This is a genomic window from Rathayibacter sp. AY1F4 (assembly GCF_002931775.1).
GTDB lineage: Bacteria > Actinomycetota > Actinomycetes > Actinomycetales > Microbacteriaceae > Rathayibacter.
In genome coordinates this window covers 41,813-65,988 of sequence record NZ_PSVE01000020.1, presented here as the reverse complement: position 1 = coordinate 65,988, position 24,176 = coordinate 41,813, and the positions used below count along the sequence as shown (strand labels likewise).

Genomic DNA, 24,176 nt, shown 5'->3' with positions numbered 1-24,176 from the left:
GCCTCATCGTCCGCGAGAGCACCGGCCCGGCCCCCGCCGCCTCCTGACGCTTCCGCGGGCCGGCTCCGCGGAAGCGTCAGGAGGCGGCGGGGGCCGGGCCGGTGCTCTCGCGGACGATGAGGCGGGTGGGCACGAGCGAGACGCCGGTGCGCTCGCCCGACTCGAGCTCGCGCAGGAGGATGTCGACCGAGCGGCGGCCCGTGTCGCCGAAGAACTGGCGCACCGTCGTGAGAGGCGGCCAGAAGCTCGCCGACTCCTGCATATCGTCGAAGCCCGCGACGCTCACCTCGCCGGGCACGGCGCGCCCGGCCTCGTGCAGGGCGCGCAGCACGCCGAGCGCCATCTGGTCGTTGGCGGCGAAGATCGCGGTGACCTCCGGATCGGCGGCGAGCCGCTTGCCGAGGCGGTAGCCGGAGTCGGTGGACCAGTCGCCGACCAGCACCTCCGGCACCGGGGCGCCGCGCTCGATCAGGGTCGACTCCCACGCCTCGTGGCGGCGCTCGGCGGAGTAGGAGCGGTCCGGGCCGGCGATGTGGTGCACGGTGCGGTGGCCGAGTCCGAGCAGGTGCTCGACGGCCTGGCGGGCGCCCGACATCTGGTCGGTGTCGACCACCGGGTACTTCTCGCCGCCCGCGGAGTCGACGACCACCACGGGCAGGTCCGGCGGGAGGACGATGTCGGCCTCGTCGAGCAGGTGCGCCTCGACGATGATGATGACGCCGTCGACCGCCTCCTCGCTCAGCCGGTGGAACGCGACCGACACCTCGCCCTGGGTGGGGTGGGAGACGGGGATGAGGGTGATCGAGTAGCCCGCGTCGGCAGCCGCGATCGCGATGGCGTCGAGGGTGCGCATGTTGCCGAACGAGGACAGCGTGAACATGATCACGCCGATGCTGTGGAAGCGGCCCGTCCGAAGGGCCCGCGCCGCGCTGTTGGGGCGGTAGCCGAGGGCCCGCATCGCCTCGAGGACCCGCTCACGCGTCTCGCCGTCGACGTTCTGCTTGCCGTTCGACACCCGCGAGACCGTCTGGCCCGAGACGTTCGCGCGCCGGGCCACGTCGGCCATCGAGACGCCGCGTCGCGGCCGGGTGGACGGGGACGGGCGGTCGGTCTCGAGTGACATGGGCTTCCCTTTATAGCGCGCCGCCCGTCAGCCGTGGTGCATCGTGCGCCGAACCGTGACGCCGGAACAGTCGCGGGTGGCGACGTGGACATGCTACGGTGACGCTCTGCCATGTTGACGTGAACATGGCGGGCCCGCACTACTCCCCCGAACGGAATCTCATGACGACGACGTCTCCCCCCGTCCCGCTGAGCGAGGTCGCCCCTCCGGCGTCCCCCCTCGCGGCCCCGAAGTCGCGGGCGAAGAGCGAGTGGAAGGGCCTGGCGTTCGTCGCCCCCTTCCTCGTCGTCTTCCTCCTGGTCTTCATCGCCCCGGTCGTCTACTCGATCTACCTCAGCCTCTTCCGCGAGCAGCTGGTGGGCGGCAACTCCTTCGTCGGCTTCGCGAACTACACCGCGATCTTCACCGACCCGAACTTCTGGGAGGGCTTCGGCCGCGTCCTGCTGTTCCTCGTCGTGCAGGTCCCCGTGATGCTCGTGCTGGCCCTCGTCGCGGCCCTCGCGATCGACAGCGGCCGCCTCCACGGCACCGGCTTCTTCCGCATCGTGGTCTTCCTCCCCTACGCCGTCCCCGCGGTCGTCGCGGTGCTGATGTGGGGCTTCATCTACGGCGACAACTTCGGCCTGGCCGCGAACGTCAACGACCTGCTCGGCTCCGACGTCGTCCAGCCCTTCTCGCGCGACTGGATCCTCGCCTCGATCGGCAACATCGTGACGTGGGAGTTCGTGGGCTACAACATGCTCATCTTCTACTCCGCGCTGAAGACGATCCCCGGCGAGCTCTACGAGGCGGCCGAGATCGACGGCGCCGGCCCGATGCGCGTCATCCGCTCGATCAAGCTGCCCGCCCTGCGCGGCGCGATCGTCATCGCCACGATCTTCTCGATCATCGGCAGCTTCCAGCTGTTCAACGAGCCGAACATCCTCCGGACGCTGGCGCCGAACATCATCACCACCTACTTCACCCCGAACATGTACGCCTACAACCTGTCCTTCGCCGGTCAGCAGTACAACGCGTCGGCCACGGTCGCCATCGTCATGGGCGTGATCACCGCGGTGATCGCCTACGTCGTGCAGCTCCGCGGCGCGCGGAAGGAGAACTGATGGCCCTCGCGACCGCTCCCCGGACGCCCGCCCGCGCCTCGAAGCGCCCGGCCGCCCGCCGCGGCTCCTCGGTGCAGCCCAAGAAGTCGATCGCCTTCACCCTGCTGATGTCGGTCTTCATCCTCTACAGCCTCGTGCCGCTGGCCTGGCTGGTCATCAACGCGACGAAGACGCAGGCCGGCCTGCTCTCGAGCTTCGGCCTCTGGTTCGACGGCGACTTCGTGTTCTTCCAGAACATCGCCGACACCCTCAGCTACCGCGACGGGATCTTCCTCCGCTGGCTCGGCAACACCCTGCTCTACGTCGTCGTCGGCGCCGGAGGAGCGACGCTCCTGGCGACGCTCGCCGGCTACGGCCTCGCGAAGTTCCGCTTCACGGGCCGCAAGGCGGTCTTCGCCGTGGTGCTCGGAGCGATCGCGGTGCCCGGCACGGCCCTCGCCGTCCCGACGTTCCTCATGTTCAGCCAGCTCGGCCTGACCAACACCCCGTGGGCGATCATCATCCCCTCGCTGATCAGCCCGTTCGGCCTGTACCTGGTGTGGGTCTACGCGGTGGAGTCGGTGCCCACCGAGCTGCTCGAAGCGGCGCGGATGGACGGGGCGGGCGAGTTCCGCACCTTCTTCACCATCTCCATCCGCCTCCTCGCCCCCGGCATCGTGACCGTGCTGCTGTTCTCGGTCGTCGCGACCTGGAACAACTACTTCCTCCCGCTGATCATGCTGAGCGACCCCACCTGGTACCCGCTCACCGTCGGCCTCAACCAGTGGAACGCGCAGGCCACCGGTGTCAGCGCGCAGCCGATCTACAACCTCGTGATCACGGGCTCGCTCCTCACGATCATCCCCATCGTCGTCGCCTTCCTCGGACTCCAGCGCTTCTGGCAGTCCGGTCTGAGCGCCGGCAGCGTCAAGGGCTGAGCCCTCCCCCTACCCATCCCCCGGCCGGAGCGTCCTGCCCCGTCCACAGCACCCGCAGCACGAAGAAGTGAAGGGAAACACCACCATGAAGATCGCCCGTTCCGCCCTCAGGCGGACCCTGACGGTCGCGGCCGTCGCGGCCCTGGCCGCCGGCTCCCTCGCGGCCTGCTCGTCCACCTCCGGTGGCGGCACGACCACGAGCGCCGGCTCCGCCGCCGACCTCGACTCCGCCCTCGAGGCCGGTGGCAAGATCACGTACTGGAGCTGGACCCCCAGCGCCGAGGCGCAGGTCGCCGCGTTCGAGAAGGCCTACCCGAAGGTCGACGTCGAGCTCGTCAACGCCGGCACCAACAAGGACGAGTACACCAAGCTCGAGAACGCGATCAAGGCCGGCTCGGGCGCCCCCGACGTCGTCCAGATCGAGTACTACGCCATGCCGCAGTTCGCCCTGTCGGATTCGCTCCTCGACCTGTCGCAGTACGGCATGGGCGACCTCGAGGACAAGTACTCCGCCTCCACCTGGGGCAGCGTCAACATCGACGGCAAGCTCGTCGGCCTCCCGCAGGACTCTGGCCCCATGGCGCTGTTCTACAACAAGACCGTCTTCGACCAGTACGGCATCGCCGTTCCCGCCACCTGGGACGAGTACGTCGCCGCGGCCGAGAAGCTGCACACCGCCGACCCGTCGAAGTACATCACCGCCGACACCGGCGACGCCGGCTTCGCGACCAGCATGATCTGGCAGGCGGGCGGCGAGCCGTTCACCACCGACGGCACGGACGTCAAGATCGACCTCGCCGACGAGGGCACCGCCAAGTGGACCGGCGTCTGGAACCAGCTCGTCGAGAAGAAGCTGCTCTCGGACACCCCCGCCTGGGGCGACGAGTGGTACAAGGGCCTCGCCGACGGCTCCATCGCCTCCCTGGTGACCGGCGCCTGGATGCCCGGCGTGCTGGAGTCCAGCGTCCCTGACGCCTCCGGCGACTGGGCCGTCGCGCCGATCCCGACCTACGACGGCACCGCCGTCAGCGCCGAGAACGGCGGTGGCGGCCAGTCCGTCACCAAGCAGAGCGAGAACCCGGCGCTGGCCGCCGCGTTCCTGCGCTGGCTGAACAGCGACCAGGCATCGGTCGACGTCTTCCTGCAGAGCGGCGGATTCCCGTCGACCACGGCCGACCTCGACAGCTCGGACTTCACCGGTCAGGAGTCGGAGTACTTCGGCGGCCAGAAGATCAACGAGGTGCTGACCCAGGCCTCGAAGGACGTCCGCTCCGGCTGGTCGTACCTGCCCTACCAGGTCTACGCGAACAGCGTCTTCGGCGACACCGTCGGCCAGGCCTACGCCAACGGCACCAGCCTCGACCAGGGCCTCGCCGACTGGCAGAGCAAGCTCGTCCAGTACGGCAACGCGCAGGGCTTCACCGTCTCGGAGTAGCACCACTGCTCGACGCGGGGCCGGCCGGATCGCTCCGGTCGGCCCCGCGTCGTTCTCACGCTCGGACACACCGGGCACCGATCCTGAGGGGGATCCAGATGACCACCGCTCCCGAGAGCCGCTTCGCCATCGGCGCCGCCGACTTCGAGCTCGACGGCCGCCCGCACCGCATCCTGTCGGGGGCGCTGCACTACTTCCGCATCCACCCGGACCTCTGGGCCGACCGGATCCGCAAGGCCCGCCTGATGGGCCTGAACACCATCGAGACCTACGTCGCCTGGAACGCGCACGAGCCGCGCCGCGGCGAGTGGCGCGAGGACGCCGGGCTCGACCTGGGCCGCTTCCTCGACCTGATCGCCGCCGAGGGCATGCACGCGATCGTGCGCCCCGGCCCCTACATCTGCGCGGAGTGGGACAACGGCGCCCTCCCGGCCTGGCTCTTCCGCGACCCCGAGGTGGGCGTGCGCCGCTCGGAGCCGAACTACCTCGCCGCGGTCAGCGACTACCTGCGCCGCGTGTACTCGATCGTGGCTCCGCGCCAGATCGATGCCGGCGGGCCCGTGGTCCTCGTGCAGATCGAGAACGAGTACGGCGCGTACGGCTCCGACAAGGAGTACCTGGCCGAGCTCGTGCGGGTGACCCGCGACTCCGGCATCACGGTGCCGCTGACCACCATCGACCAGCCCACTCCGCAGATGCTCGCCGACGGCAGCCTGCCGGGCCTGCACCTCACCGGCTCGTTCGGCTCGCGGACCACGGAGCGCCTCGCGACGCTGCGCGAGTTCCAGCCCACCGGCCCGCTGATGTGCATGGAGTTCTGGTGCGGCTGGTTCGACGACTGGGGCACCCAGCACCACACGACGGACGCCGACGCCTCCGCCCAGGAGCTCGACACCCTGCTCGCGGCCGGCGGCTCGGTCAACATCTACATGTTCCACGGCGGCACCAACTTCGGCCTGACCAGCGGCGCGAACGACAAGGGCCGCTACGCCGCGATCACGACGAGCTACGACTACGACGCCCCGCTCGACGAGGGCGGCGACCCGACCGCGAAGTTCTGGGCGTTCCGCGACGTCATCGCGCGCTACGCGCCGGTGCCGGAGGAGGTGCCCGCGGTGCGCCCGCCGGCCCCCGCCCTGACCACTCCGCTCGTCCCCGGCCCGGCGCTCCTCGGCCTCGGCCAGGCGTTCGGACCGGCCGCGCACCTCGACGCGATGGCCAGCTTCGACGACCTCGGCCACGACGACGGCTTCGTGCTCTTCACGACGACGCTCGACGGCTCCTCCGCTCCGGCCCGCCTCGTGGTGGGCGAGGAGGTGCGCGACCGCGCCTGGGTGCTGCTGGACGGCCTGCCGGTGGGCGTGCTGGCGCGCGACCACCACGAGCGGGCGCTGACGCTGCCGAGCGGACGCGGCGAGCTCGCGATCCTGGTCGAGAACCAGGGCCGGGTGAATTACGGCACACGCATCGGCGAGCACAAGGGCCTGATCGGAGGCGTGACGCTCGACGGCGCCCCGCTGACCGGCTGGGCGGCGCGTGCCCTCGCGCTCGAGTGCCTCCCCGACCTGGCCGTCGCGTCGCCGGCGTTCTCGGCCGGGCCGCAGCTCGCCTCGGGCTCGTTCGATCTCGACGAGCAGGCCGACCTCTACGTGGACACGCTGCACTGGGGCAAGGGCCTGGTCTGGGTGAACGGCTTCCTCCTCGGACGCTACTGGCGCCGCGGACCGCAGCGGACGCTGATCGTCCCCTCGCCGGTCACCCGCACCGGCCGCAACCGCGTCGTGGTGCTGGAGCTGGAGGGCATCGCCGAGCCGGAGATCCGCCTGCTCGCGGGAGCCGAGCTCGGGCACACCGAGATCTGAGCTGCGGAGCGGAGGCGCGAGCGGCCGTCGGAGGCGTGGGTTCGGGGTTCCGGGCTTCGTCGTGCGGGCGGGGCCGGGCCGACTCCGATCCGCACGCGCTGCCGGACCGCCTCCGGTCTGCGGGTGCCACCGGGCCGCCTCCGTCCTGCGGGCGGCGCCGGGCCGCCTCCGGGACGCGAGGCTCTGCTAGCCTCAGGCGCCCCGGTGCGGCGCCGGCGGGCGAAGGGGGAGACATGATGTCCAAGACACTGCTGCGCACGACTCTGATGGGAGGCGCGCTGCTGCTCGCCCTCTCGGGCTGCGCGGGGACCGCGACGAGCGGATCGACCCTCCGCCCGTTCACCCCGACGCTCCCCTCCTCGTCGGCCGCCCCGTCCGCTACCGCGACGGCCGCCGCCCCGACCGCCGACACCGCTCAGAAGACCGGCGAGCAAGTGGCCGCCGTGCTGACCGGCGTGCAGTTCGTGCCCGGCGAGTACGCGAGCATCCAGGAGATGCTCGACTCGATCTACCCCGGCCTCACCGCGACCGACGCGAGCTGCCTCTCGCCGTTCGGCCTGGGCTGGGACACCGCGCAGCCCGCCGCCGGACTCTCGTACGGCACCAGCGCCGACCGCTCCATGACCGCCGTCGTGTCGAGCACCGGCACCGCCGACGCGGCCGCCTCGCTCCTCGCGAGCGCCACCGACGCGACCACGCGCTGCGCCTCCGGCTCGACGCTCTTCGCGATGCAGGGCGTGCCGGTCGAGACGACCGTCGAGCGCACCGAGCAGACGCTGACCGGCGCCGACGAGACGCTCGGCTGGAAGGTGTCCGGAGCCGTGGGCGGCAAGCCGTTCTCGCTCGTGGGCATCACCGCGCGCGTCGGCGGCGACGCGGTCGCGCTCGTGGGCTGGGACCCGACGACGAACACCTCCTACGTCCCGCGCGCGACGCAGCTCGTCGTCGACGGGCTGTAGGGCGCTCGAGCGCTGGACGCTGGACGCTCTGAGCTGTGGCTCTGAGCTCTGAGTCCTGCGCTCCGCCGTCCGCTCCTCCGCGAGAGTCCAGGAGTCGTCGCACTCGACGCTGAGTGCGACAACTCTTGAACAGTGGGCGCGGGTCGAGCGCCGGGGCGGAGCGATCACCGGGCGCCGGGCGCCTCCCCGAGCTTGGGGCACCCCGCACCCGGCGCGGGAGCGCGCCTCAGGCCAGCCAGGAGAGGGTGCCGCCGTGGGCGGCCGCGCTCGCGAGCGGGACGCCGTCGGCGGCGAGCAGGAACGGGGTCGGCTCGGGAGCCGTGCGGTCCCCGCGCGCGGCGACGAGGTGCGGGAGCAGCGCCTCCGCCTCGAGCGTCACCAGGCTCGCGCTGCGATCGGCGACCGTCGCCAGGACGCTCTCGCGCGCGGCCCACGGAAGATAGACCAGGGTCCCGAGCGAGACGACCACCGTCCGCAGACCCGGCGGCACCGCGTCGAGCAGGGCGGGCAGCTCGGCGGCCGCATCGCCCGCGACGATCGTGGGCGGGTCGTCCTGCAGAGTCTCCACGGCCGAGCGGAGCCGCGCGGTCCGCTCCGGGCGGTCGGGCGGGAGCAGTGCCTCCAGCCAGGCGACGTCCTCGGGCGAGCGGACGTCGAGCGGCGCCAGGTCGAGACCCCGGCGCCACGCGACGACCGGCAGCCGCGCCGGCGCCGCGCCTCCGCTCACCGCGCACCGCAGCAGAGGCGCGCCCGACCCGAGCCGCTTCTCGCCGTCGCTCGCCGTGAAGGCGTAGGAGTACCGCTCCGGCGCCAGGCAGAGCCCCGCGGAGGCGCCGATCTCGACGAGCGCCACCGGCTCACCGGGCTCCGTGATCCGCTCCAGCGCTGCGACCAGGGGCGCGCACCGCAGCGCCTCGTTGGTCTGCGTCCTCCGCTCGGCGGCGACCGGCGCCACCCGCGCCCACTCGCTCCGGAACCACGCGGCGAATCCGGCGCCGTCGACATCGGGCACGCCGAGCAGCCGCGCGACCGAGAAGAGGAGGGACGGCTGCCGGTGCTGCGCGGGCAGCTCGTCGATCAGGGCGAGGAGGCGCGCGTCGTCAGCGACGGCGAGCGCCCACTCGACCTGCCGCTCGGAGGTCTGCGCGAGCTCGACGGCGGCGCGGCGGAAGCGGTCGGCGGAGGAGGGCATGCCTCCATCCTGAGGGAGCGGCGCAACGGTTCCTGCAGGCGGGCGGAGGACCTGCGCGGCGGGCGACGGCCCCGCCTCCGCGGATGTCGGTGGTCGCCGGTAGAACGGACTCATGTCCGACACCGCTCCGAGCCCCGCGTCCGCGCCGGTCCGCGAGCGGCGCCTGCTCGACGTCCGGCGGATCTACGCCGAGCCGGCCGCGCTCGAGCTGCCCCGCGGGCAGGAGGTCGTGGCGCGGTGGCCGGGCGCCGAGATCGTGCCCGTCGAGTCGCACTGGCTGATCCCGGAGGTGCACGGCGACGAGGCGAACGTCGCGCGCTGGGTGCGCATCAAGACGGAGGCGCTCGTGCTCGGGGTGAAGAAGTCGCTCGTCACGCGTCCGAACGGCCGCTCGGCCGACTTCATCGCCCCCTCCACCGCCAACGGCTGCGCCATGGCGTGCGTCTATTGCTACGTGCCGCGGAGGAAGGGCTACAGCAACCCGATCACGCTCTTCACGAACATCGAGCAGATCCAGCGCCACCTCGCCCGGCACATCGCCAAGCAGGGCCCCAAGACAGAGGCGAACCAGTGCGACCCGGAGGCCTGGGTCTACGACATCGGCGAGAACAGCGACTGCTCCGTCGACGCGCTGCTGAGCGGGAACGTCCGCGACCTCTGCGAGCTGTTCCGGATGTCGCCCACCGCCAAGGCGTCCTTCGCGACCAAGTACGTCAACCGCGAGCTCCTCGAGTGGGACCCGCTCGGGCGCACGCGCATCCGGTTCTCGCTGATGCCCGCCGAGACGGCGAAGGTCACCGACATCCGCACCTCGCCGATGGCCGAGCGGATCGCGGCGATCAACGACTTCGTCGACGCCGGCTACGAGGTGCACGTCAACTTCTCGCCCGTGATCCTCACCGAGACCTGGCAGCAGGACTGGACCGAGCTCTTCGACCAGCTCGACGCGGCCCTCCACCCGCGGGCGAAGGCGCAGCTCGCGGCCGAGGTGATCCTCCTCACCCACAACGAGGGCCTGCACGAGGTGAACCTCGGCTGGCACCCCACGGCGGAGTCGCTGCTCTGGCAGCCTGGCCGCCAGGAGCAGAAGGTCTCCGAGAACGGCGCCGTCAACATCCGCTACCGACGCGACCTCAAGCGCGCCAGCCTCGACCGCTTCCGCGCCCTCCTCGCCGAGCGCCTCCCCTACTGCCGCGTCCGCTACGCCTTCTGAGCGCCTGCGCCCCCGCCGGAGCGGCGCGACGACTCGCGGAGGAGCGCACCCTCCCGCGCACGCCGAGACACCGCCGCGGAGACGGCGTCTCGACGGAGCCGCACGCGCTGTCCAGTGAGCGCAGCGTCACGCCTCCTCCCGCTCCACCCGCCACGCCAAGACACCGTCGGCCCGCCCGACACACCACTGCCGAGACGGCGTCTCGCGCACGAGCGCGGCGTCTCGACGCAGCCGCACAGCCCACCGGCGGCACCCCGCGACTGAGCCCCGGAGTCACCCGGCTGGGAGTCCGCCCGGCGGCCGGGGCCACTGCTTCGCATTCCGGATAGCGGCACGTGCCCTCCGAACGAGGGGCGTACTTTCGGAGAACAGCCGGAGAGACGGCCCGACCGCCCGACTCCACGGGCCTGCAGAGCAGGCGTCAGGGGGGATCGACGGCTCGGCGCGACGGCATCCGGGCTCGACATCCCGGAGCCCGGCACCCCCGGATCGACACTCCGGACACTCGACTCGGCGGCACAGCACACCCCGGGTCCTGCTCCCCACGAACACCCCCACCATCTCGCACTCCCCCTTCCGGCGGCACTCGCCGGGCACCCCACCGTCGCGGCCGGCACCCGCGACACAGCACAGAACGGCGGCACGCACCATGGGCGCTCTCCTCTACGGCACTCCCCCCACCTCGCACGAGATCGACGACCGCGCGCTCGCGCACCTCCAGATCGTCATGATCAACAAGTTCCGTCGCGACGAGGCGTTCGCCTTCCAGCTCGACGCCTCGAGCGCGCACGGCACCGGACGCCAGACGCTCTGGCTGCACCCGACCATCCCTCTCCAGTTCTCGTTCCACGGAAGCCGCATGCCGGCGATCAACGCCACCTGGGTGCGTGCACTGATGGAGGAGGCCAACAGCGGCCGGGGCCTGCGGATCGTCACCGAGCCGGCGCAGCAGCCCGAGTCCTCCGGGCTCACGCACGCTGCCTGAGCGCGCCGTGTCCAGGCGCGACGACGACGAGCCGATGGAGGTCACCGACTTCGTCGAGCTCGCCGGTGCAGTGCACGACGACGCGGGCTTCGAGTGCTCCTCCACTGTCGACGGCGTGACGGGCGCGCTCTGCGTGCTGCCCGACTCCCTGGTGCTGCGGAGCGCCGGCACCGGAGACTCGACCCGCGTCGGCACCCGCGACATCCGCTCCTGGCGGGCCACTCCGGCCGGCGCCACCTTCTCGCTCGCCGTGGAAGCCGGAGCGCGGCACACCGTGGTGCTGCTCACGCAGTTCCAGGCGGCGACCGTCCAGGCCATGACCCGCGCCGCCGGACCCGCAACTGGTTTATCCGCTTAACGAATTCCCCGTTCGGGGCACGCGGTGAGGAGCGCTCCTCGTGCGACCCTGATCGGGATGAACGAGAAGGACGAGGTCATGCGCTCCGACATCGGCGGGCGTGACATCGAGCAGGCGCGGGCCCTCTTCGAGCAGTCGTACAACGGGCACCGCTTCGTCGTCGAGCCCGGCGAGGACTTCTCGTACCGCTACACCTCCGTCGGCGACGGCGATGTGACGCTCCGCGGCAGCCAGTTCGCCGGCTCCGTGCAGGGCTCGATCCAGACCGAGGGCGAGTACGTCGTCTCGTGGCTGACCGCCGGCGCGGGCGTCACCGATCTCGACGGCGACGCGGTGACCCTCGGATTCGGGCAGCCGGCGATCTTCGTCAACGACCGCCCCAGCCGGTTCGAGTTCCACGACTACCGCCAGAACCTCATCCACTTCGACGGCGCGTACCTCGAGGGCATCGCGGAGGAGGTCGAGGGCACCCGCGGCCCCCTCCTCTTCGACACGACCTCACGGCCCGAGGGCGCGGCGCTGCGGCGCTGGTCGGCGACCGTCGCGACGGTCGCCCGGGTGATCTACGACGCCGACAGCTCGCCGCTGCTGCGCCGCGAGGCCGACCGCGCGGTCGCCGTCGCCCTGCTCGAGACCTTCCCGCACTCGACGCTGGACACTCCCGGCGACCTCGGAGTACCCCGCTCGGGGCGCCTCCGCCAGGCTATCGAGTACATGTACGAGCACGCCCGCGAGCCGCTCCGGACCGAGCAGATCGCCGACGCGGCGGGCATCGGCCTGCGGACGCTGCAGACCGAGTTCCGGCGCGAGTTCGGCTTCACCGCGGTCGACTACCTGCGGCGGATCCGGCTGGACGGCGTGCAGAAGGAGCTGCGGGCGGGCGAGTCCGGAGGCGTCAGCGTCAGCGAGGTCGCACGGCGCTGGGGCTTCGCGCACCTCGGCCGGTTCTCGGCCTCGTACGCCCACCGCTTCGGCGAGCGTCCCAGCACCACGCTCGACACCTGAGGCGTCAGAGGTAGTCGGTCCCGCCGTCGTCCTCGCTGTCGTCGCCCTCGCCGCGCGGCTGCACGGTCGGCCGCGCGGGCTGGAGCCGTCGGGTCTTCTCGCGCATCGACTCCACCGCCTCCGGGTCGTCGAGGTCGACGCCGCGGTCGAGCGCCGGGCTGGTGAAGAGCTGGCTGGCCGGTCCGACCAGGAGACGGGTCTCGCCTCGCAGCCCCTCGTCCGAGAGCGACGGCACCACGACCAGGTCCGACTTCCCCACGTTCGCCAGCGCCTGCGCGTACTCGACGACCGCCGAGCACACCTCGTCGCCCAGCAGCACGAATCCGCTCGCGTAGTACAGCTTCTGCATCTCGCCCTCCCCTGGATCCCGGACCGCCCCTCCGGTCGGCCCGTCCCCCGACGCTAGGACGGCGCCGACCGGGCGCCCCAGCCCTTGACGGGGGTGGGGCGGAGGGGTCAGAGTCCGCGCGGAGTGGGCAGTTGCAGCGCGGTCGCGAGCGCCTCGACGACGCGGGTCGCGCGCACGTCGCCGACCCCCTCCATCCGGTTGGTGAGGAACGCGAAGCCGACTCCCGCGTCCGGGTCGGCGAAGGCGACCTGTCCGCCCGCGCCGTCGTGCCCGAAGCCGCTCGGCGTGAGGTACCGGCGCGCGTCCGTGCCGAGCTGGAAGCCGCAGCCCCAGGCCGGCCACGGGCCCGGCACCGGCCACACCGGCGGGCCGCTGCTGAGCGGAGCGGTGGCCCGCTCGATCGTCGCGTCCTCGAGCAGCCGCACGCCGTCCGTCTCGGTGAACGCCGCCGACCAGATCGCGGCGAGCGCGCGGGCCGAGCCGATGCCGCCCGCTCCGGGGATCTCGGCGGCCTGCAGCACGGGATCGTTGAAGCCCGTGCCCGGTCCGACGAGCTCGACGGGCAGCGCACCGCCGAGAGTCATCGCCCGCTCGCCCCAGTCGACGACTCCGGGGGTGCGCGCCGCGGCCTGCGCCGCCGTGAGCTCGGCGAGGGTGGGACCGACGAGCATCGTCGCGACGCGGCCCTGCTCGGAGGCGGGCAGCCCGATCCACGCCTCCGCGCCGACCGGTCCGGCGATCCGCTCCTGGAACGCGGCGCCGACGCTCCGCCCGGTCACCCGGCGGATCACCTCGCCGATCAGCCAGCCGTGCGTGATCGGGTGGTAGGCGTACCCCGTGCCCGGCTCCCACAGGGGCTCCTGCTCGGCGAGGCGCCCTGCGACGAGGTCCCAGTCGGCGAGGTCGGCGGTCGTGAGCGGGAGGCGGGGGGCCGAGAGCCCGGCCCGGTGGGCGAGCAGGTCCTGCACGCGCACGTCGGCCTTGCCCGCCGCGGCGAACTCGGGCCAGTAGTCGGCCACCCGGGCGTCGTAGTCGAGCAGCCCCTCCTGCACGAGACGTGCGGCGAGGAGGGAGACGAGGCCCTTCGTGCACGAGAAGACGACGCTGAGGGTGTCCTCCCGCCACGGCTCCTCCGCCCCCGCCTCTCCCGCCCAGAGGTCGACGACCGACCGGCCGTGCAGCCGCACCGCGACCGCCGCTCCCGAGCCGGGCCGGACGGCCTCGGCGAAGGCGTCGCGGACCCCCTCGAACCCGGGCTCCACGACTCCGTGCACCGCGGTCACCCCTTCACCGCGCCCTGCAGCAGAGCGGTGATGAACTGCCGCTGGAAGATCACGAAGACCAGGATCGTCGGCACGATGATCAGCAGCGCGCCCGCGTTGAGCAGCGGAATGCTGTTGCTGTACTGCCCCTGGAAGAAGGTGAGCGCTCCGGCGACGGTGCGGTCCAGCGGATCGGAGACGAGCACCACCGGCAGGAGGAACTGGTTCCAGGTCCAGAGGAACAGCAGGATCGCGAGCGCCGACAGGGCCGGGCGCGCGAGCGGCAGCTGGATCCGCCGGAACTCCTGCCAGGTCGTCGCGCCGTCCACGCGCGCCGCCTCCGAGAGCTCGGACGGGATCCGGACGAAGTGCGCGCGCATCCACACGACGCTGAAGGGCATGTAGAGCCCGATCAGCGGCAGGATGATCGCCCACTGGGTGTTCAGCAGGCCCAGCGACTGGATCTCGTAGTACAGCGGGATGATCAGCGACTCGAACGGGATCGTGAGCCCGAGGATGAGGAACACGAAGACGAACCCGCCGCCGCGGATGCGCAGGTTGCCGAGCGCGTAGCCGGCGAGGGTCGCGAAGAGCAGGCTGATCGGGACGACGCCGAGCACGATCAGGGCGCTCGATCCCATCAGCTGCAGGACGTGCCCCGTCTCGAAGGCCTGGGCGAAGTTGCCCCACTGCGGGTCCGTCGGCCAGGTGAGGCCGGTCGGATTCACGTCCGCCGGCTGCAGCGCCGCCGAGAGCATGTTGACCAGCGGGATGACGGTCAGCACGAGCACGACGATCAGGACGACGCGGCCGATGACGACCTCGGACTTGGTGACGATCATCGGTCGCTCACTCTCGAGAGGCGCTGAAGGGGGAGGACGCAGGCGAGCACGAGCACCATCAGCACGATCCCGAAGGCGGAGGCGAGCCCCACGTCGCTCTGGGTGAAGCCGATCCGGTAGATCGAGATGCCGGGCACCAGGGTCGAGCGGCCGGGGCCGCCGAGCGTGGTCGTGTAGATGATGTCGAAGCTGCTCAGCGCCGCGATCACGGTGATCGTGGTGAGCACCGAGATCTCCTGGCGCAGGCCCGGGACCGTGATGGTGAAGAACTCGCGCAGCCACGTGCCTCCGTCGAGCCGGATGGCCTCGTAGAGCGAGACGTCGATCTTGCCGATGCCGGTGAGGAAGAGGACCGTGCAGAGCCCGGTGAGCACCCACGAGCCGATCAGGCCGACGGCGGGGAGGGCGGTCTGGAAGTCGCCCAGCCACGGCCGCGCGAGCGAGCCGAGCCCGACGGCCTGCAGGATCTGGTTGACCGCTCCGGTCTGCGAGTACATCCACGACCAGGCGATGCCGGCCGCGGCGAGCGGGATGATCTGCGGCAGGAACAGGATCGTCTGCGACACGCTCGAGAACACGCCGGGGCGCATCGAGCGCAGCAGGCTCGCGAGGACCAGGCCCGCCGAGACCGGGATCACCGTGAAGTAGAGGATCAGCACGAAGGCGTTGCCGATCGAGCCGAGCAGGTCGGGATCGGTGAACACGCGGAGGTAGTTCGCGAAGCCCACCCACTCGGAGGGGCCGACGCCGTTCCACTTGTAGAACGAGTACTGCACCCCGGTGATCAGCGGGTAGATGACGAACGCGATGTAGACGAGCAGGGCCGGCACGACGAAGAGCCAGCCGACGAGGGTCGCCCGCCGCGCCGCAGTGCTCCTGCGGCGCGGCGTCCCGCTCCGGCCCCCGCGGTCGACGGCGCTCGAGACGAGAGGGCCGGCCGCGGTCATCCGGCGAGTTCCTTCGCGTAGAACTCCTGCACGGCCGTGACGAAGTCCTGGCCGGAGATCTGGCTGGTCACCAGCAGCTGCGACTCCGGGATGATCGCGCCCGCGTAGATGCCCGCGGTCGCGTTCGACATGAAGTCGACCTGGCCGTCCTCCGCGCCGATCTGCGCCGACATGGCGAGCGCCTGCTCGAGCAGCGAGCCCGACTCGACCTCGGGGAGCGCCTGGGCCGGGTCGCCGCCGGGAGCGGCACCGGTCACGTCGACGACGATCTGGCGCGCGGCCTCGTTCGTGTGGATCCAGTTGAGGAAGAAGACGATCTCGTTGAGGTGCGACGACTTCGCGGCGACCGAGAACGAGTTGGCGGCGCCCATGGCCACGTGGTTCCCGCCCTCCTCGGCCGGGGGCACGAGGAAGAAGTCGACGCCGTCGCCCATCTTGGTCTGCGTGTCGGCGGCCGCCCAGTTGCCGTTGAAGGCGAACAGGCCCTCGCCGCCCTGGAAGCGGCTGACGAAGGAGGAGTAGTCGATCGCGTTGATGTCCGAGGGGAAGTAGCCCGCGTCGGCCCAGGTGCGGATGAGCTCGGCGCCCTTCAGGTTGCCGTCGGTCTCGTAGGTGGCGCCGGGGACCGTGAAGATCCAATCGGCCATCTCCTGCTTGTCGGCGTACTGGTTCATCGCCGCCTGCACGACGAAGTTGACCACTCCGTCCTTGTCGCCGGCCATGATCGGCAGGACGCCGCCGGCCTTCGCCTTCGCGAGGTCCTCCTCGAACTCGGCGAGCGTGGTCGGCGGGGCGTCGATCCCGAGCTGCTTCGCGAGCTCGAGGTTCATGTAGATGCCGGTGACGCTGTAGCCCAGGCCCAGCTGGTAGAGCGAGCCCTTCCCGCGGACGCCGTCGGAGTCGACGCGGAGCGGGGCGAGCTGCGAGGCCGACCAGGCGTCCCAGCCGTAGGCGTCGAACCACGGGTCGAGGTTCGCGAGCAGGCCGTCCTTGACGGTGTCGCCGATGGTGGGGAGGCGGATGAGGTCCGGGGGCGTGTCGCTCGCGAGCAGCTTCGGCGAGTTGGCGGTGAGGTTCGCGAAGGTGTCGCGGTTGATGGTGAAGGTGACGTTCGGGAACTGCTTGGTGAACTCCTCCGTCAGCTTGTCGGTGACGGGGAAGCCGGTCTCGTCGGCGATGACGAGCTCGACGGTGTCGCTGGTGAGCTCGGTGCTCACGTCGACCGAGGAGCTCGCGGCCGGAGCGCTCGAACCTCCGGGCGCGCAGGCGGCGAGGGTGAACAGGGCCGCGACCGAGCCGGCGCCGACCAGGACGGTCCTGCGGCCGATCGGCGCGCCGGGGGTGGGGAAAGACATGCGGTGACTCCTTCGTCGTGGGTGCAGGTGCTGCTGGTGCCCGGCCGCCCGGAGGGGCTCGAGCCGCGGCTCCGGACGGCCGCCTGAAACCTTTGAGCGGGGGACTAAAAGGTTTCAGGTGTGGATATAGTCTGTGCACACGGAAGACTTGTCAAGGGCGACGGCGGGAGGCGGCGGGCATGGCGAAGAAGCGCGTGACGCTCGCCGACGTGGCCCGCGAGGCCGGGCTGTCGATCTCGGCCGCGTCGATGATCCTGAACGGGAAGCCCGAGACCGGACTGTCGAAGGACGCCCACGAGCGGGTGTTCGCCGCCGCCGAGGCGCTGCACTACCGGCCCAACGTCGCCGCCCGCGGCCTCCGCACCGACAAGACCCGCACGATCGGCTTCATCTCGGACCAGATCGCGACCACGCGCTTCGCCGGCGGCCTGATCAAGGGCGCGCTCACGGCGGCCGAGGCGGCCCGGCACGTCGTCCTGCTCCTTGAGACCGGCGGCGATCCGGCGCGCGAGGCCGAGGCCGTCGACGCGGTGCTCGACCGCCAGGTCGACGGCATCATCTTCGCCTCGATGCGCTCCCGCGAGTTCTACGTGCCGGAGCTGCCCGCCTCCACCTCCGTGGTGATGCTCAACGCGACGAACTCGCAGCACCCCGCGTCGATCCTGCCCGACGAGTACGCGGGCGGACGTGCCGCGGTGGAGCTGCTGCACGCGCACGGCTACCGCGACGGGATCGCGCTGATCGGGCAGAACGACGAGGTCGAGCGCGACCGCTTCCGCTCGGCGACGGTGGCCGAGCGCGTCGCCGGCATCCGCGACGCCATGGCCGAGAAGGGGCTCGCGTTCGTCGCCGAGGAGTCGATCCCCGACTGGGAGCCCGAGCACGGCCACCGCGCGGTCGCCGACCTGCTGGCGCGGCGCGACGACATCCGCCTCCTGCTCTGCCTCAACGACCGGATGGCGTTCGGCGCCTACCAGGCGGTCGCGGAGGCGGGGCTCTCGATCCCGGGCGATGTCGCCGTGGTGTCGTTCGACGACGACGAGCTGGCCGCCTACCTCCGCCCCGGGCTGACGACCGTGGCGCTGCCGCACGAGGAGATGGGCCGCCGGGCGGTCGAGCTGCTGCTGAGCGGCGCTCCGGGCGAGCGGGTGCTGGTGCCGATGCCGCTGGTGGAGCGGGCGTCGACGCGGCGGGTCTGACGGGGCGGGGCCTGGGGGGCTGATCGGGGACGTCGGGCGGGCCGGGTGGAGTCGGGCGGAGCCGCCTCAGCCGGCCGAGCGGATCCCCCCGGTCGGACCCCAGGCGACTCCGGTGCCGCCCGCGTCGCCCTGGTAGTCGTCGGGCGAGAGGGCCATGCCGCTCGCGACGAAGTCCGTGGTCGCCGCGCAGTCCGTGACGACGACGTCGCCGTCGGAGCGCGCGAGCCCGTAGAGGCAGACGGACTCGTCGGCGAGCTCCGCGGCCGAGAAGGAGTCGAGGCTGAGGGTGGCGAAGTAGTCGACTCCGGCGATGCTGCCCAGGTAGCGCGTCGGCCCCCAGTGGAAGACGCGGAGGCTCGCGAGGGTCGACAGCGGGCGCGTGGCGACGTCGTCGGGGACGGCCCAGGGCTCGGTGAAGACCTCCAGCGACGGGCGAGGGGCCAGCGCGACGGAGGCGGCCGTGCCGAGGGCGGCGAGCCCGAGCATGGCGACGAGCGCGGCGATCACCCCGAGGCGGCGGCGCGGGCGGGGCGGGGCGGAGATGCGGGAGTCGGCGTCGGCGCCTCCGGTGGTCTCACTGCGCTCGCCCCAGCCGGGCGCCGCGTCCCGGCCGGGTTCGCCTCGGCCCGACTCGTCCCGGCCGGTCTCGTCGCGGCCGGTCCGGTCGCGGCGCATCCCGGTCCGGTCGCTCGCCGTCCCGCGGCCGATCCGGCCCTGGGCCGCTGCGGGTCCGGCGGGCGGGGCCAGTTCCGCGACCGCGGTGTCGAGCGCCTCCTCCCGCTCGCGGAGCTGCGCGCGCAGCAGTGCCAGCTCCTCGAGCGCCGCGGGGTCCGCCTCCGCGCTGAACGCCCGGCGCTCGAGCGCGGCCCGCTGTCTCCGCTCCTCCGGCGACGCGCCGTCGCGGCGCCGCTGCAGGGCGGCCCGGCCCCGACCGCGACCGCCCAGGGCCGCGTCGAGCGCCTCCTCCGTCGCGGGATCGAGGTCGTCGAGCAGCCGCGCCGCGCGTGCCGGCGTGACCGCGGTGCCGACGGACGCCGGCACGTCAGCCCCGGTCGCGGACGGCGCGCGCCAGCGACTCGAGGCGCTCCCGGTACTCCGGCCACCACTCCTCCGGCACCGGCGGGAGGTTGTCGCCGGGCGTCCGGAGCCCGACCCGCCCGTCGATCAGCTCGCGGACGATGTCGGCGTGGCCGGCGTGCCGGTGCGTCTCCGCGGTGATGTGGACGAGGATCCGGTGCAGCGTCACGTCGCGGTTCGTCCACCAGGGGACCTGCCCGGGAGCGTCGAGCGGAAGGGCCGCGACCGTCGCGTCGGAGTGGGCCCACACGCGGCGGTACAGCGCGACGACGTCGGCCGTCGACTCGTCGGCCGTCGCCCACATGTCCGAGTTCGGCTCCGACTCGTCCTCCATCCACGGCATCGGCTCCGGGAACGGCCGCCCGAACACGGCGCCGAGGTAGCCCGCCTCGGTGCCCGCCACGTGCTTCACCAGGCCGAGCAGGTTCGTGCCCGTCGCGACCAGCGGCCGCCGCACGTCGTACTCGTCGAGCCCGTCGAGCTTCTGCAGCAGGGCGTCGCGCCCCTCCTGCAGGTAGCGGAGGAGGGTCTGCTTCGCGTCGTCGCTCATCCCCCCAGCCTGCCGCGCCCGTCCGAGCCGCGCCAGAGCGGTGCCGGAGCCGCGCCGTGCTCAGACCGCAGGAAGGATCGCCCCACGGGCACCGGGATCCGCGGATCCACGGGCCGCCGGAGCGATCCCTCCTGCGGTGTGGACGGAGTCAGGCCGGGACGCCCGCTCCCGCCCGCTGGACCCGGGTGCCGACGAGGCGCTGCGAGGAGGCGTCGACAGCGGCGGCCGGGCCGACCAGCTCGAGCGCCGTCTCCGTCTCGCGCGTCGCGCAGTCCGGGCCCACCCACAGCTCGACGCGGCCGGGCTCGACGATCCGCACGCCCTCGCGTCCGGTGAAGGCCAGGCGCGCGGCCGGGACCTCGAAGCGGACCTCCGCCTCCTCGCCGGGCTCGAGCGCGACCCGCGCGTAGCCGAGCAGCTGCGCCACCGGCCGGGTCACGCTCGCGAACACGTCGCGGGCGTACAGCTGCACCAGGTCGGTGCCCGCCCGCTCGCCCGTGTTGCGGACGCGCACGGTCGCCGTGAAGGATCCGTCCGTCGGGGCGGACTCCTCGACCGCCAGCTCCGTCCGGGCGAAGGTCGTGTACGAGAGGCCGTGGCCGAACGGCCGCACCGGCGTGCTGTCGGCGGAGGTCACGTCCGACGGCCCGCCGAGGATCGGGTGCAGGTACGAGAACGGCTGCGCTCCGGCCGAGCGCGGCAGCGAGACCGGCAGGTGGCCGGAGGGGTCGACCCGTCCCGAGACGACGCCCGCGATCGCGCCGGCGCCCTCCTCCCCCGGGAAGAACGCCTGCAGCACGGCGGCGGGAGCCGACGGCCCGTCGAGCGCCCAGCCCACGGCGTAGGGGCGGCCGGTCAGCAGCACGAGCACGACCGGGGTCCCCGTCGCCACGACGGCCTCGACCAGCTCGCGCTGGCGGCCCGGGAGCTCGAGGCTCTCGACGTCGTTGCCCTCGCCGACCGTGCCGCGGCCGAACAGGCCCGCCCGGTCGCCGACGACCACGATCGCCACGTCGGAGTCGGCGGCCGCCCGGACCGCCTCGGCGATCCCGGAGGCGTCCTCCCCCTCGACCGAGCAGCCCTCGGCGAGCAGCAGCTCGGCCGAGCCGAACTCGCCGGCCAGCGCGTCGGCGACCGTCGAGATCTCGAAGCCCAGCGGCACGCCCGGGTGGTGCGCCAGCACGTGGTTGGCGAAGGAGTAGCAGCCCATGAGCGCGGGCGCGCTGTCGGCGTTGGGACCGATCAGCGCGAGGCGGCGCGGCGCAGCGAGCGGCAGGACGCCGTCGTTGGCGAGCAGCACCACCGACTCCTCGGCCAGGCGGCGGGCGATGTCGCGGTGGGCCGGCGAGTCGAGGTCGATCGACTCGGGGGCGTCGTCGAAGCGCGCGTCGAGCAGGCCGAGCCGCTCCTTCTGCGCGAGCACCCGCAGCACGGCCCGGTCGACGAGCGCCTCGTCGGCCTCCCCGGCCCGGATGCGCGCCGCCAGCGGCGCGAGGAACGCGTCGCCCGTGGGCAGCTCCACGTCGATCCCCGCGGCGAGCGCCAGCTCGGCCGCCTCGCCCAGATCGGCGGCGACCGCGTGCATGAGGTGGAGGAACGCGACCGAGAAGTAGTCGGCGACGACCACGCCGTCGAAGCCCCAGCGCTCGCGCAGCACGCCCGTGAGGTAGGCGGGCGTCGCTCCGACCGGGTCCCCGTCGATCTCGGCGTAGGAGTTCATCACCGAGCGGGCGCCCCCGTCGCGGATCGCCATCTCGAACGGCGGCAGCAGCACGTCCGCGATCTCGCGCGGTCCGGCGTGCACCGGCGCGTGGTTGCGGCCGCCGCGGGAGGCGGAGTAGCCGATGAAGTGCTTCAGCGTCGCGTCGACGCCGGTGGACTGCAGCCCCTGCACGTACGCGGTGCCGATCGTGCCGACCACGTACGGGTCCTCGGCGATGCACTCGTCGACCCGGCCCCAGCGGGGGTCGCGGATCACGTCGAGCACGGGCGCCAGGCCCTGGTGGATCCCGAGCTCGCGCATCGAGCCGCCGATCACGGCGCCGAGCTCGGCCACGAGCTCCGGGTCGAACGAGGCGCCCCAGGCGAGCGGAGTCGGGAACGTCGCGGCCTGCCAGGCGGCGAGCCCGGTCAGGCACTCCTCGTGGACGATCGCCGGGATGCCCAGCCGCGTCTCCTCGACGAGCCGGCGCTGCTCCGCCCACAGCCAGCGGGCGCGCTCGAGCGGATCGACGGGGCGCGTGCCGTAGACGCGGGTCAGCTGGCCGATCCCCTCGCGGGTCGCCTCGGCGTACCCGGTCGAGGTGGCCATCTCGCCGGCGAGCGGGGCGACGACCTCGCCGCCCTGGTCGACCCAGTAGCCGACCAGCTGGGAGAGCTTCTCCTCCAGCGTCATCCGGCCCAGCAGCTCGGTGGTGCGGGCGGACGGGGCCTGGGGGTCCTCTGGTGCGTGCGGTGCGGTCACGGTGCGACCCTCTCTGCGGGTGGGGCGACGGGTGCGGACGGAACGGGGGACGCGGCGGACGGGCGGAGCGATCCGCTCATCCCTTCACCGCCCCCGTCAGCCCGCCGACGATGCGGCGCTCGAAGACGCTGAAGAAGATCAGCGCCGGGATCATCGACAGCGACACGAAGGCGAGCACCTTCGCCGTGTCGACCGAGTACTGCGACGAGAACGCCTGGACTCCGAGCGGGAGCGTGAAGGTGGACTCGTTGTTGAGGATGAACAGGGGCAGCAGGTAGCTGTTCCAGCTCGCGATGAACGCGAGGATCCCCGTGGTGATCACGCCGGGCATCGCCAGGCGCACGACCATGCGGAAGAAGAAGCCGATCCGGCTGCAGCCGTCGATGAAGGCCGCCTCCTGGATCTCGTCCGGGATCGCGCGGAGGAACGGCACCAGGATGATGATCGTCGTCGGCAGGCCGAACGCGATCTGCGGCAGCACCACTCCGGCGAGCGAGTTCATCAGGCCGAGGCTCTTGATCACCAGGTAGAGAGGAGTGATCGCCACGGTCATCGGGAACATCAGGCCGGCGGCGAAGAGCGCGTAGAACACGCCGCGTCCGGTGAAGTCGTAGCGGGCCAGGACGTAGCTCGCCATCAGGCCGAGCACGACCACGCCGAGCGTCGTCGCGAGGCCGGCGATGGTGGAGTTGCCGACCTCCTGCCAGAAGACGCCGCCGGTGATCACGTCGAGGTAGTTCTGCACGTTCCACGGCGAGGGCAGGCCCGCCGGGTCGGTGGTGATCTGCGCGTTCGTGCGGAAGCCGCCGAGGATGATGTACGCCACCGGGGCGAGCATCAGCGCGATCACGACGATCGCCACGACGTAGGCGATCGTCGTGCCGCGACCCAGGGGCTGCCGGCGCCGCTTCACCGCGAGAGGCCGAGGGGTCTCCGGAGTGATCGGCGGGGCCGTCATCGTCGTGCCGGTCATCGCTTGTCTCCCGTCAGTGCGCCCGCTGTGTCGCGCCGGAGCACGAAGCGCTGGTAGAGCAGCGCCACCACGAGCGAGATCAGGAACAGGACCACCGCGACGGCGTTCCCGTACCCGTAGTTGCCGGCGTTGCGGCCGTTGGTGACCAGGTATATCGCCATGGTCGAGGTGCCCGCGGTCGAGGACACGTACTGGCCCCAGATGATGTAGACGAGGTCGAACAGCTGCAGTGCGCCGATGATCGACAGGAACGCCCAGATCCGCAGGGTCGGCGCGAGCAGGGGCAGGGTGATCCGCCGCTGCACCTGCCAGTAGGAGGCGCCGTCGATGGCCGCGGCCTCGGACAGCTCCTCGGGGATGCCCTGCAGTCCCGCGAGGAAGAGGATCACGGCGAAGCCGATGTACTTCCACGTGATGATCAGCATCAGCGTCCAGATCGCGATCGCCGGATCCGAGAGCCAGTCCTGCTTCAGCGCGCCGAGGCCGACCTTCTCGAGCAGGCCGTTGACCGCGCCGCTGGTCTGGAGCATCAGGCTCCAGCCGGTGCCGACGACGACCTCCGAGATCACGTACGGCACGAAGATCAGGACGCGGATGATCGACTGCCCGCGCAGCTTGCGGTTCAGCAGCAGCGCCAGGAGGATCGCGACCGGCCCCTGGAGCACGAGCGAGAGCACCACGATGATGCCGTTGTGCGCGAGGGCGTCGTGGAAGGTGGGGTCCTGCAGGATCGTCAGGTAGTTGCGGAAGCCGACGAAGTCCGTCGGCACTCCGTAGCCCTGCCAGCTGAAGAAGCCGTAGTAGGCCGCCATCACGACCGGGAAGATCACGAAGGCGAGGAAGACGATCAGCGCCGGGCCGACCAGGAGCGCGATCTCGAAGCGCCCCGCCCAGCCGACGCTGCGGCGGCGCCGGCGCACCGGAGGCGTCGAGGTGACGCCTCCGGTGCGCGCGGTCCCGCGGGGCTCATCCACTCCGAGGAGCGGGCTCTCGCGGAGTGCCATGG

General features: G+C 72.2%; 22 protein-coding genes. 10 read left to right on the top strand and 12 right to left on the bottom strand.

What is annotated here, in order from left to right; genetic code table 11:
- Positions 1-76: 76 nt before the first annotated feature.
- Positions 77-1,123, bottom strand: a complete 1,047-nt coding sequence (locus C5C59_RS12935) for a LacI family DNA-binding transcriptional regulator (RefSeq protein ID WP_146076621.1) — start codon at positions 1,121-1,123, stop codon at positions 77-79.
- A gap of 161 nt (positions 1,124-1,284) precedes the next feature.
- Here C5C59_RS12935 and C5C59_RS12930 point away from each other — a divergent pair, with 161 nt between their 5' ends.
- The 5 genes from C5C59_RS12930 (at position 1,285) to C5C59_RS12910 (ending at position 7,399) form a co-directional block, all read left to right on the top strand.
- On the top strand, positions 1,285-2,226 hold the full coding sequence (locus C5C59_RS12930; RefSeq protein ID WP_104226355.1) for a carbohydrate ABC transporter permease: 942 nt from the start codon (positions 1,285-1,287) through the stop codon (positions 2,224-2,226).
- 107 nt (positions 2,227-2,333) lie between these two features.
- A complete protein-coding gene (locus tag C5C59_RS12925; protein ID WP_258062773.1) occupies positions 2,334-3,143 on the top strand; it encodes a carbohydrate ABC transporter permease in 810 nt (269 codons plus the stop codon).
- 85 nt (positions 3,144-3,228) lie between these two features.
- Positions 3,229-4,578, top strand: coding sequence for a sugar ABC transporter substrate-binding protein (locus tag C5C59_RS12920; RefSeq protein ID WP_104223423.1), 1,350 nt, complete (start codon positions 3,229-3,231; stop codon positions 4,576-4,578).
- A gap of 98 nt (positions 4,579-4,676) precedes the next feature.
- Positions 4,677-6,440 carry a beta-galactosidase family protein gene (locus C5C59_RS12915; RefSeq protein ID WP_104239120.1) on the top strand — a complete coding sequence of 588 codons (1,764 nt, stop codon included), beginning with the start codon at positions 4,677-4,679 and terminating at the stop codon, positions 6,438-6,440.
- A 233-nt stretch (positions 6,441-6,673) separates the two neighbouring features.
- The gene (locus C5C59_RS12910) at positions 6,674-7,399 is read left to right on the top strand and encodes a hypothetical protein (RefSeq protein ID WP_104239121.1); all 726 of its coding nucleotides are present in this window, start codon (positions 6,674-6,676) and stop codon (positions 7,397-7,399) included.
- Positions 7,400-7,625: 226 nt separating this feature from the next.
- On the opposite strand, the gene C5C59_RS12905 is transcribed toward C5C59_RS12910, so the two are convergent.
- Positions 7,626-8,591 (bottom strand): DUF2332 family protein, encoded by a 966-nt coding sequence (locus C5C59_RS12905; protein ID WP_181134902.1) that lies wholly within the window; start codon positions 8,589-8,591, stop codon positions 7,626-7,628.
- A 112-nt stretch (positions 8,592-8,703) separates the two neighbouring features.
- Between C5C59_RS12905 and C5C59_RS12900 the strand changes: the two genes are divergently transcribed.
- From C5C59_RS12900 to C5C59_RS12885, 4 genes are all read left to right on the top strand, one after another.
- Positions 8,704-9,804, top strand: a complete 1,101-nt coding sequence (locus tag C5C59_RS12900) for a spore photoproduct lyase family protein (RefSeq protein WP_104239123.1) — start codon at positions 8,704-8,706, stop codon at positions 9,802-9,804.
- 649 nt (positions 9,805-10,453) lie between these two features.
- Positions 10,454-10,789, top strand: coding sequence for an ATP-dependent DNA ligase (locus C5C59_RS12895; RefSeq protein ID WP_104223411.1), 336 nt, complete (start codon positions 10,454-10,456; stop codon positions 10,787-10,789).
- 7 nt (positions 10,790-10,796) lie between these two features.
- Positions 10,797-11,147 carry a hypothetical protein gene (locus C5C59_RS12890; RefSeq protein WP_104223412.1) on the top strand — a complete coding sequence of 117 codons (351 nt, stop codon included), beginning with the start codon at positions 10,797-10,799 and terminating at the stop codon, positions 11,145-11,147.
- Between the two features lie 57 nt (positions 11,148-11,204).
- Positions 11,205-12,152 (top strand): helix-turn-helix transcriptional regulator, encoded by a 948-nt coding sequence (locus tag C5C59_RS12885; RefSeq protein ID WP_104239124.1) that lies wholly within the window; start codon positions 11,205-11,207, stop codon positions 12,150-12,152.
- Between the two features lie 4 nt (positions 12,153-12,156).
- Here the strand turns inward: C5C59_RS12885 and C5C59_RS12880 are convergent, their stop codons facing one another.
- The 5 genes from C5C59_RS12880 to C5C59_RS12860 form a co-directional block, all read right to left on the bottom strand.
- Positions 12,157-12,501: a hypothetical protein gene (locus C5C59_RS12880; RefSeq protein WP_104223414.1), complete on the bottom strand. Its 345-nt coding sequence runs from the start codon at positions 12,499-12,501 to the stop codon at positions 12,157-12,159.
- A 107-nt stretch (positions 12,502-12,608) separates the two neighbouring features.
- Positions 12,609-13,784 (bottom strand): serine hydrolase domain-containing protein, encoded by a 1,176-nt coding sequence (locus C5C59_RS12875; RefSeq protein WP_104239125.1) that lies wholly within the window; start codon positions 13,782-13,784, stop codon positions 12,609-12,611.
- On the bottom strand, positions 13,781-14,605 hold the full coding sequence (locus tag C5C59_RS12870; RefSeq protein ID WP_104239126.1) for a carbohydrate ABC transporter permease: 825 nt from the start codon (positions 14,603-14,605) through the stop codon (positions 13,781-13,783). The genes C5C59_RS12875 and C5C59_RS12870 overlap by 4 nt, the downstream gene beginning before the upstream one ends.
- Positions 14,602-15,552 carry a carbohydrate ABC transporter permease gene (locus C5C59_RS12865; protein ID WP_104239127.1) on the bottom strand — a complete coding sequence of 317 codons (951 nt, stop codon included), beginning with the start codon at positions 15,550-15,552 and terminating at the stop codon, positions 14,602-14,604. The genes C5C59_RS12870 and C5C59_RS12865 overlap by 4 nt, the downstream gene beginning before the upstream one ends.
- A complete protein-coding gene (locus C5C59_RS12860; RefSeq protein WP_104239128.1) occupies positions 15,549-16,907 on the bottom strand; it encodes an ABC transporter substrate-binding protein in 1,359 nt (452 codons plus the stop codon). Before C5C59_RS12860 ends, C5C59_RS12865 begins: the two co-directional genes overlap by 4 nt.
- A gap of 179 nt (positions 16,908-17,086) precedes the next feature.
- On the opposite strand from C5C59_RS12860, the gene C5C59_RS12855 reads away from it, so the two are divergent.
- Positions 17,087-18,106, top strand: coding sequence for a LacI family DNA-binding transcriptional regulator (locus tag C5C59_RS12855; protein ID WP_104239129.1), 1,020 nt, complete (start codon positions 17,087-17,089; stop codon positions 18,104-18,106).
- Positions 18,107-18,172: 66 nt separating this feature from the next.
- Here C5C59_RS12855 and C5C59_RS12850 read toward each other — a convergent pair whose 3' ends face one another.
- The 5 genes from C5C59_RS12850 to C5C59_RS12830 all read right to left on the bottom strand — a co-directional run bounded on the left by C5C59_RS12850 (position 18,173) and on the right by C5C59_RS12830 (position 24,174).
- Entirely contained in the window at positions 18,173-19,147 is a 975-nt protein-coding gene (locus C5C59_RS12850) for a hypothetical protein (RefSeq protein ID WP_104251286.1), read from the bottom strand.
- Between the two features lies 1 nt (position 19,148).
- Positions 19,149-19,733 carry a DinB family protein gene (locus C5C59_RS12845; protein ID WP_104239177.1) on the bottom strand — a complete coding sequence of 195 codons (585 nt, stop codon included), beginning with the start codon at positions 19,731-19,733 and terminating at the stop codon, positions 19,149-19,151.
- Positions 19,734-19,881: 148 nt separating this feature from the next.
- Positions 19,882-22,128, bottom strand: coding sequence for a glycoside hydrolase family 3 N-terminal domain-containing protein (locus tag C5C59_RS12840; RefSeq protein WP_104239176.1), 2,247 nt, complete (start codon positions 22,126-22,128; stop codon positions 19,882-19,884).
- Positions 22,129-22,273: 145 nt separating this feature from the next.
- A complete protein-coding gene (locus C5C59_RS12835) occupies positions 22,274-23,170 on the bottom strand; it encodes a carbohydrate ABC transporter permease (RefSeq protein ID WP_104224899.1) in 897 nt (298 codons plus the stop codon).
- A complete protein-coding gene (locus C5C59_RS12830; RefSeq protein WP_104226347.1) occupies positions 23,167-24,174 on the bottom strand; it encodes a carbohydrate ABC transporter permease in 1,008 nt (335 codons plus the stop codon). Before C5C59_RS12830 ends, C5C59_RS12835 begins: the two co-directional genes overlap by 4 nt.
- Positions 24,175-24,176 lie beyond the last annotated feature (2 nt).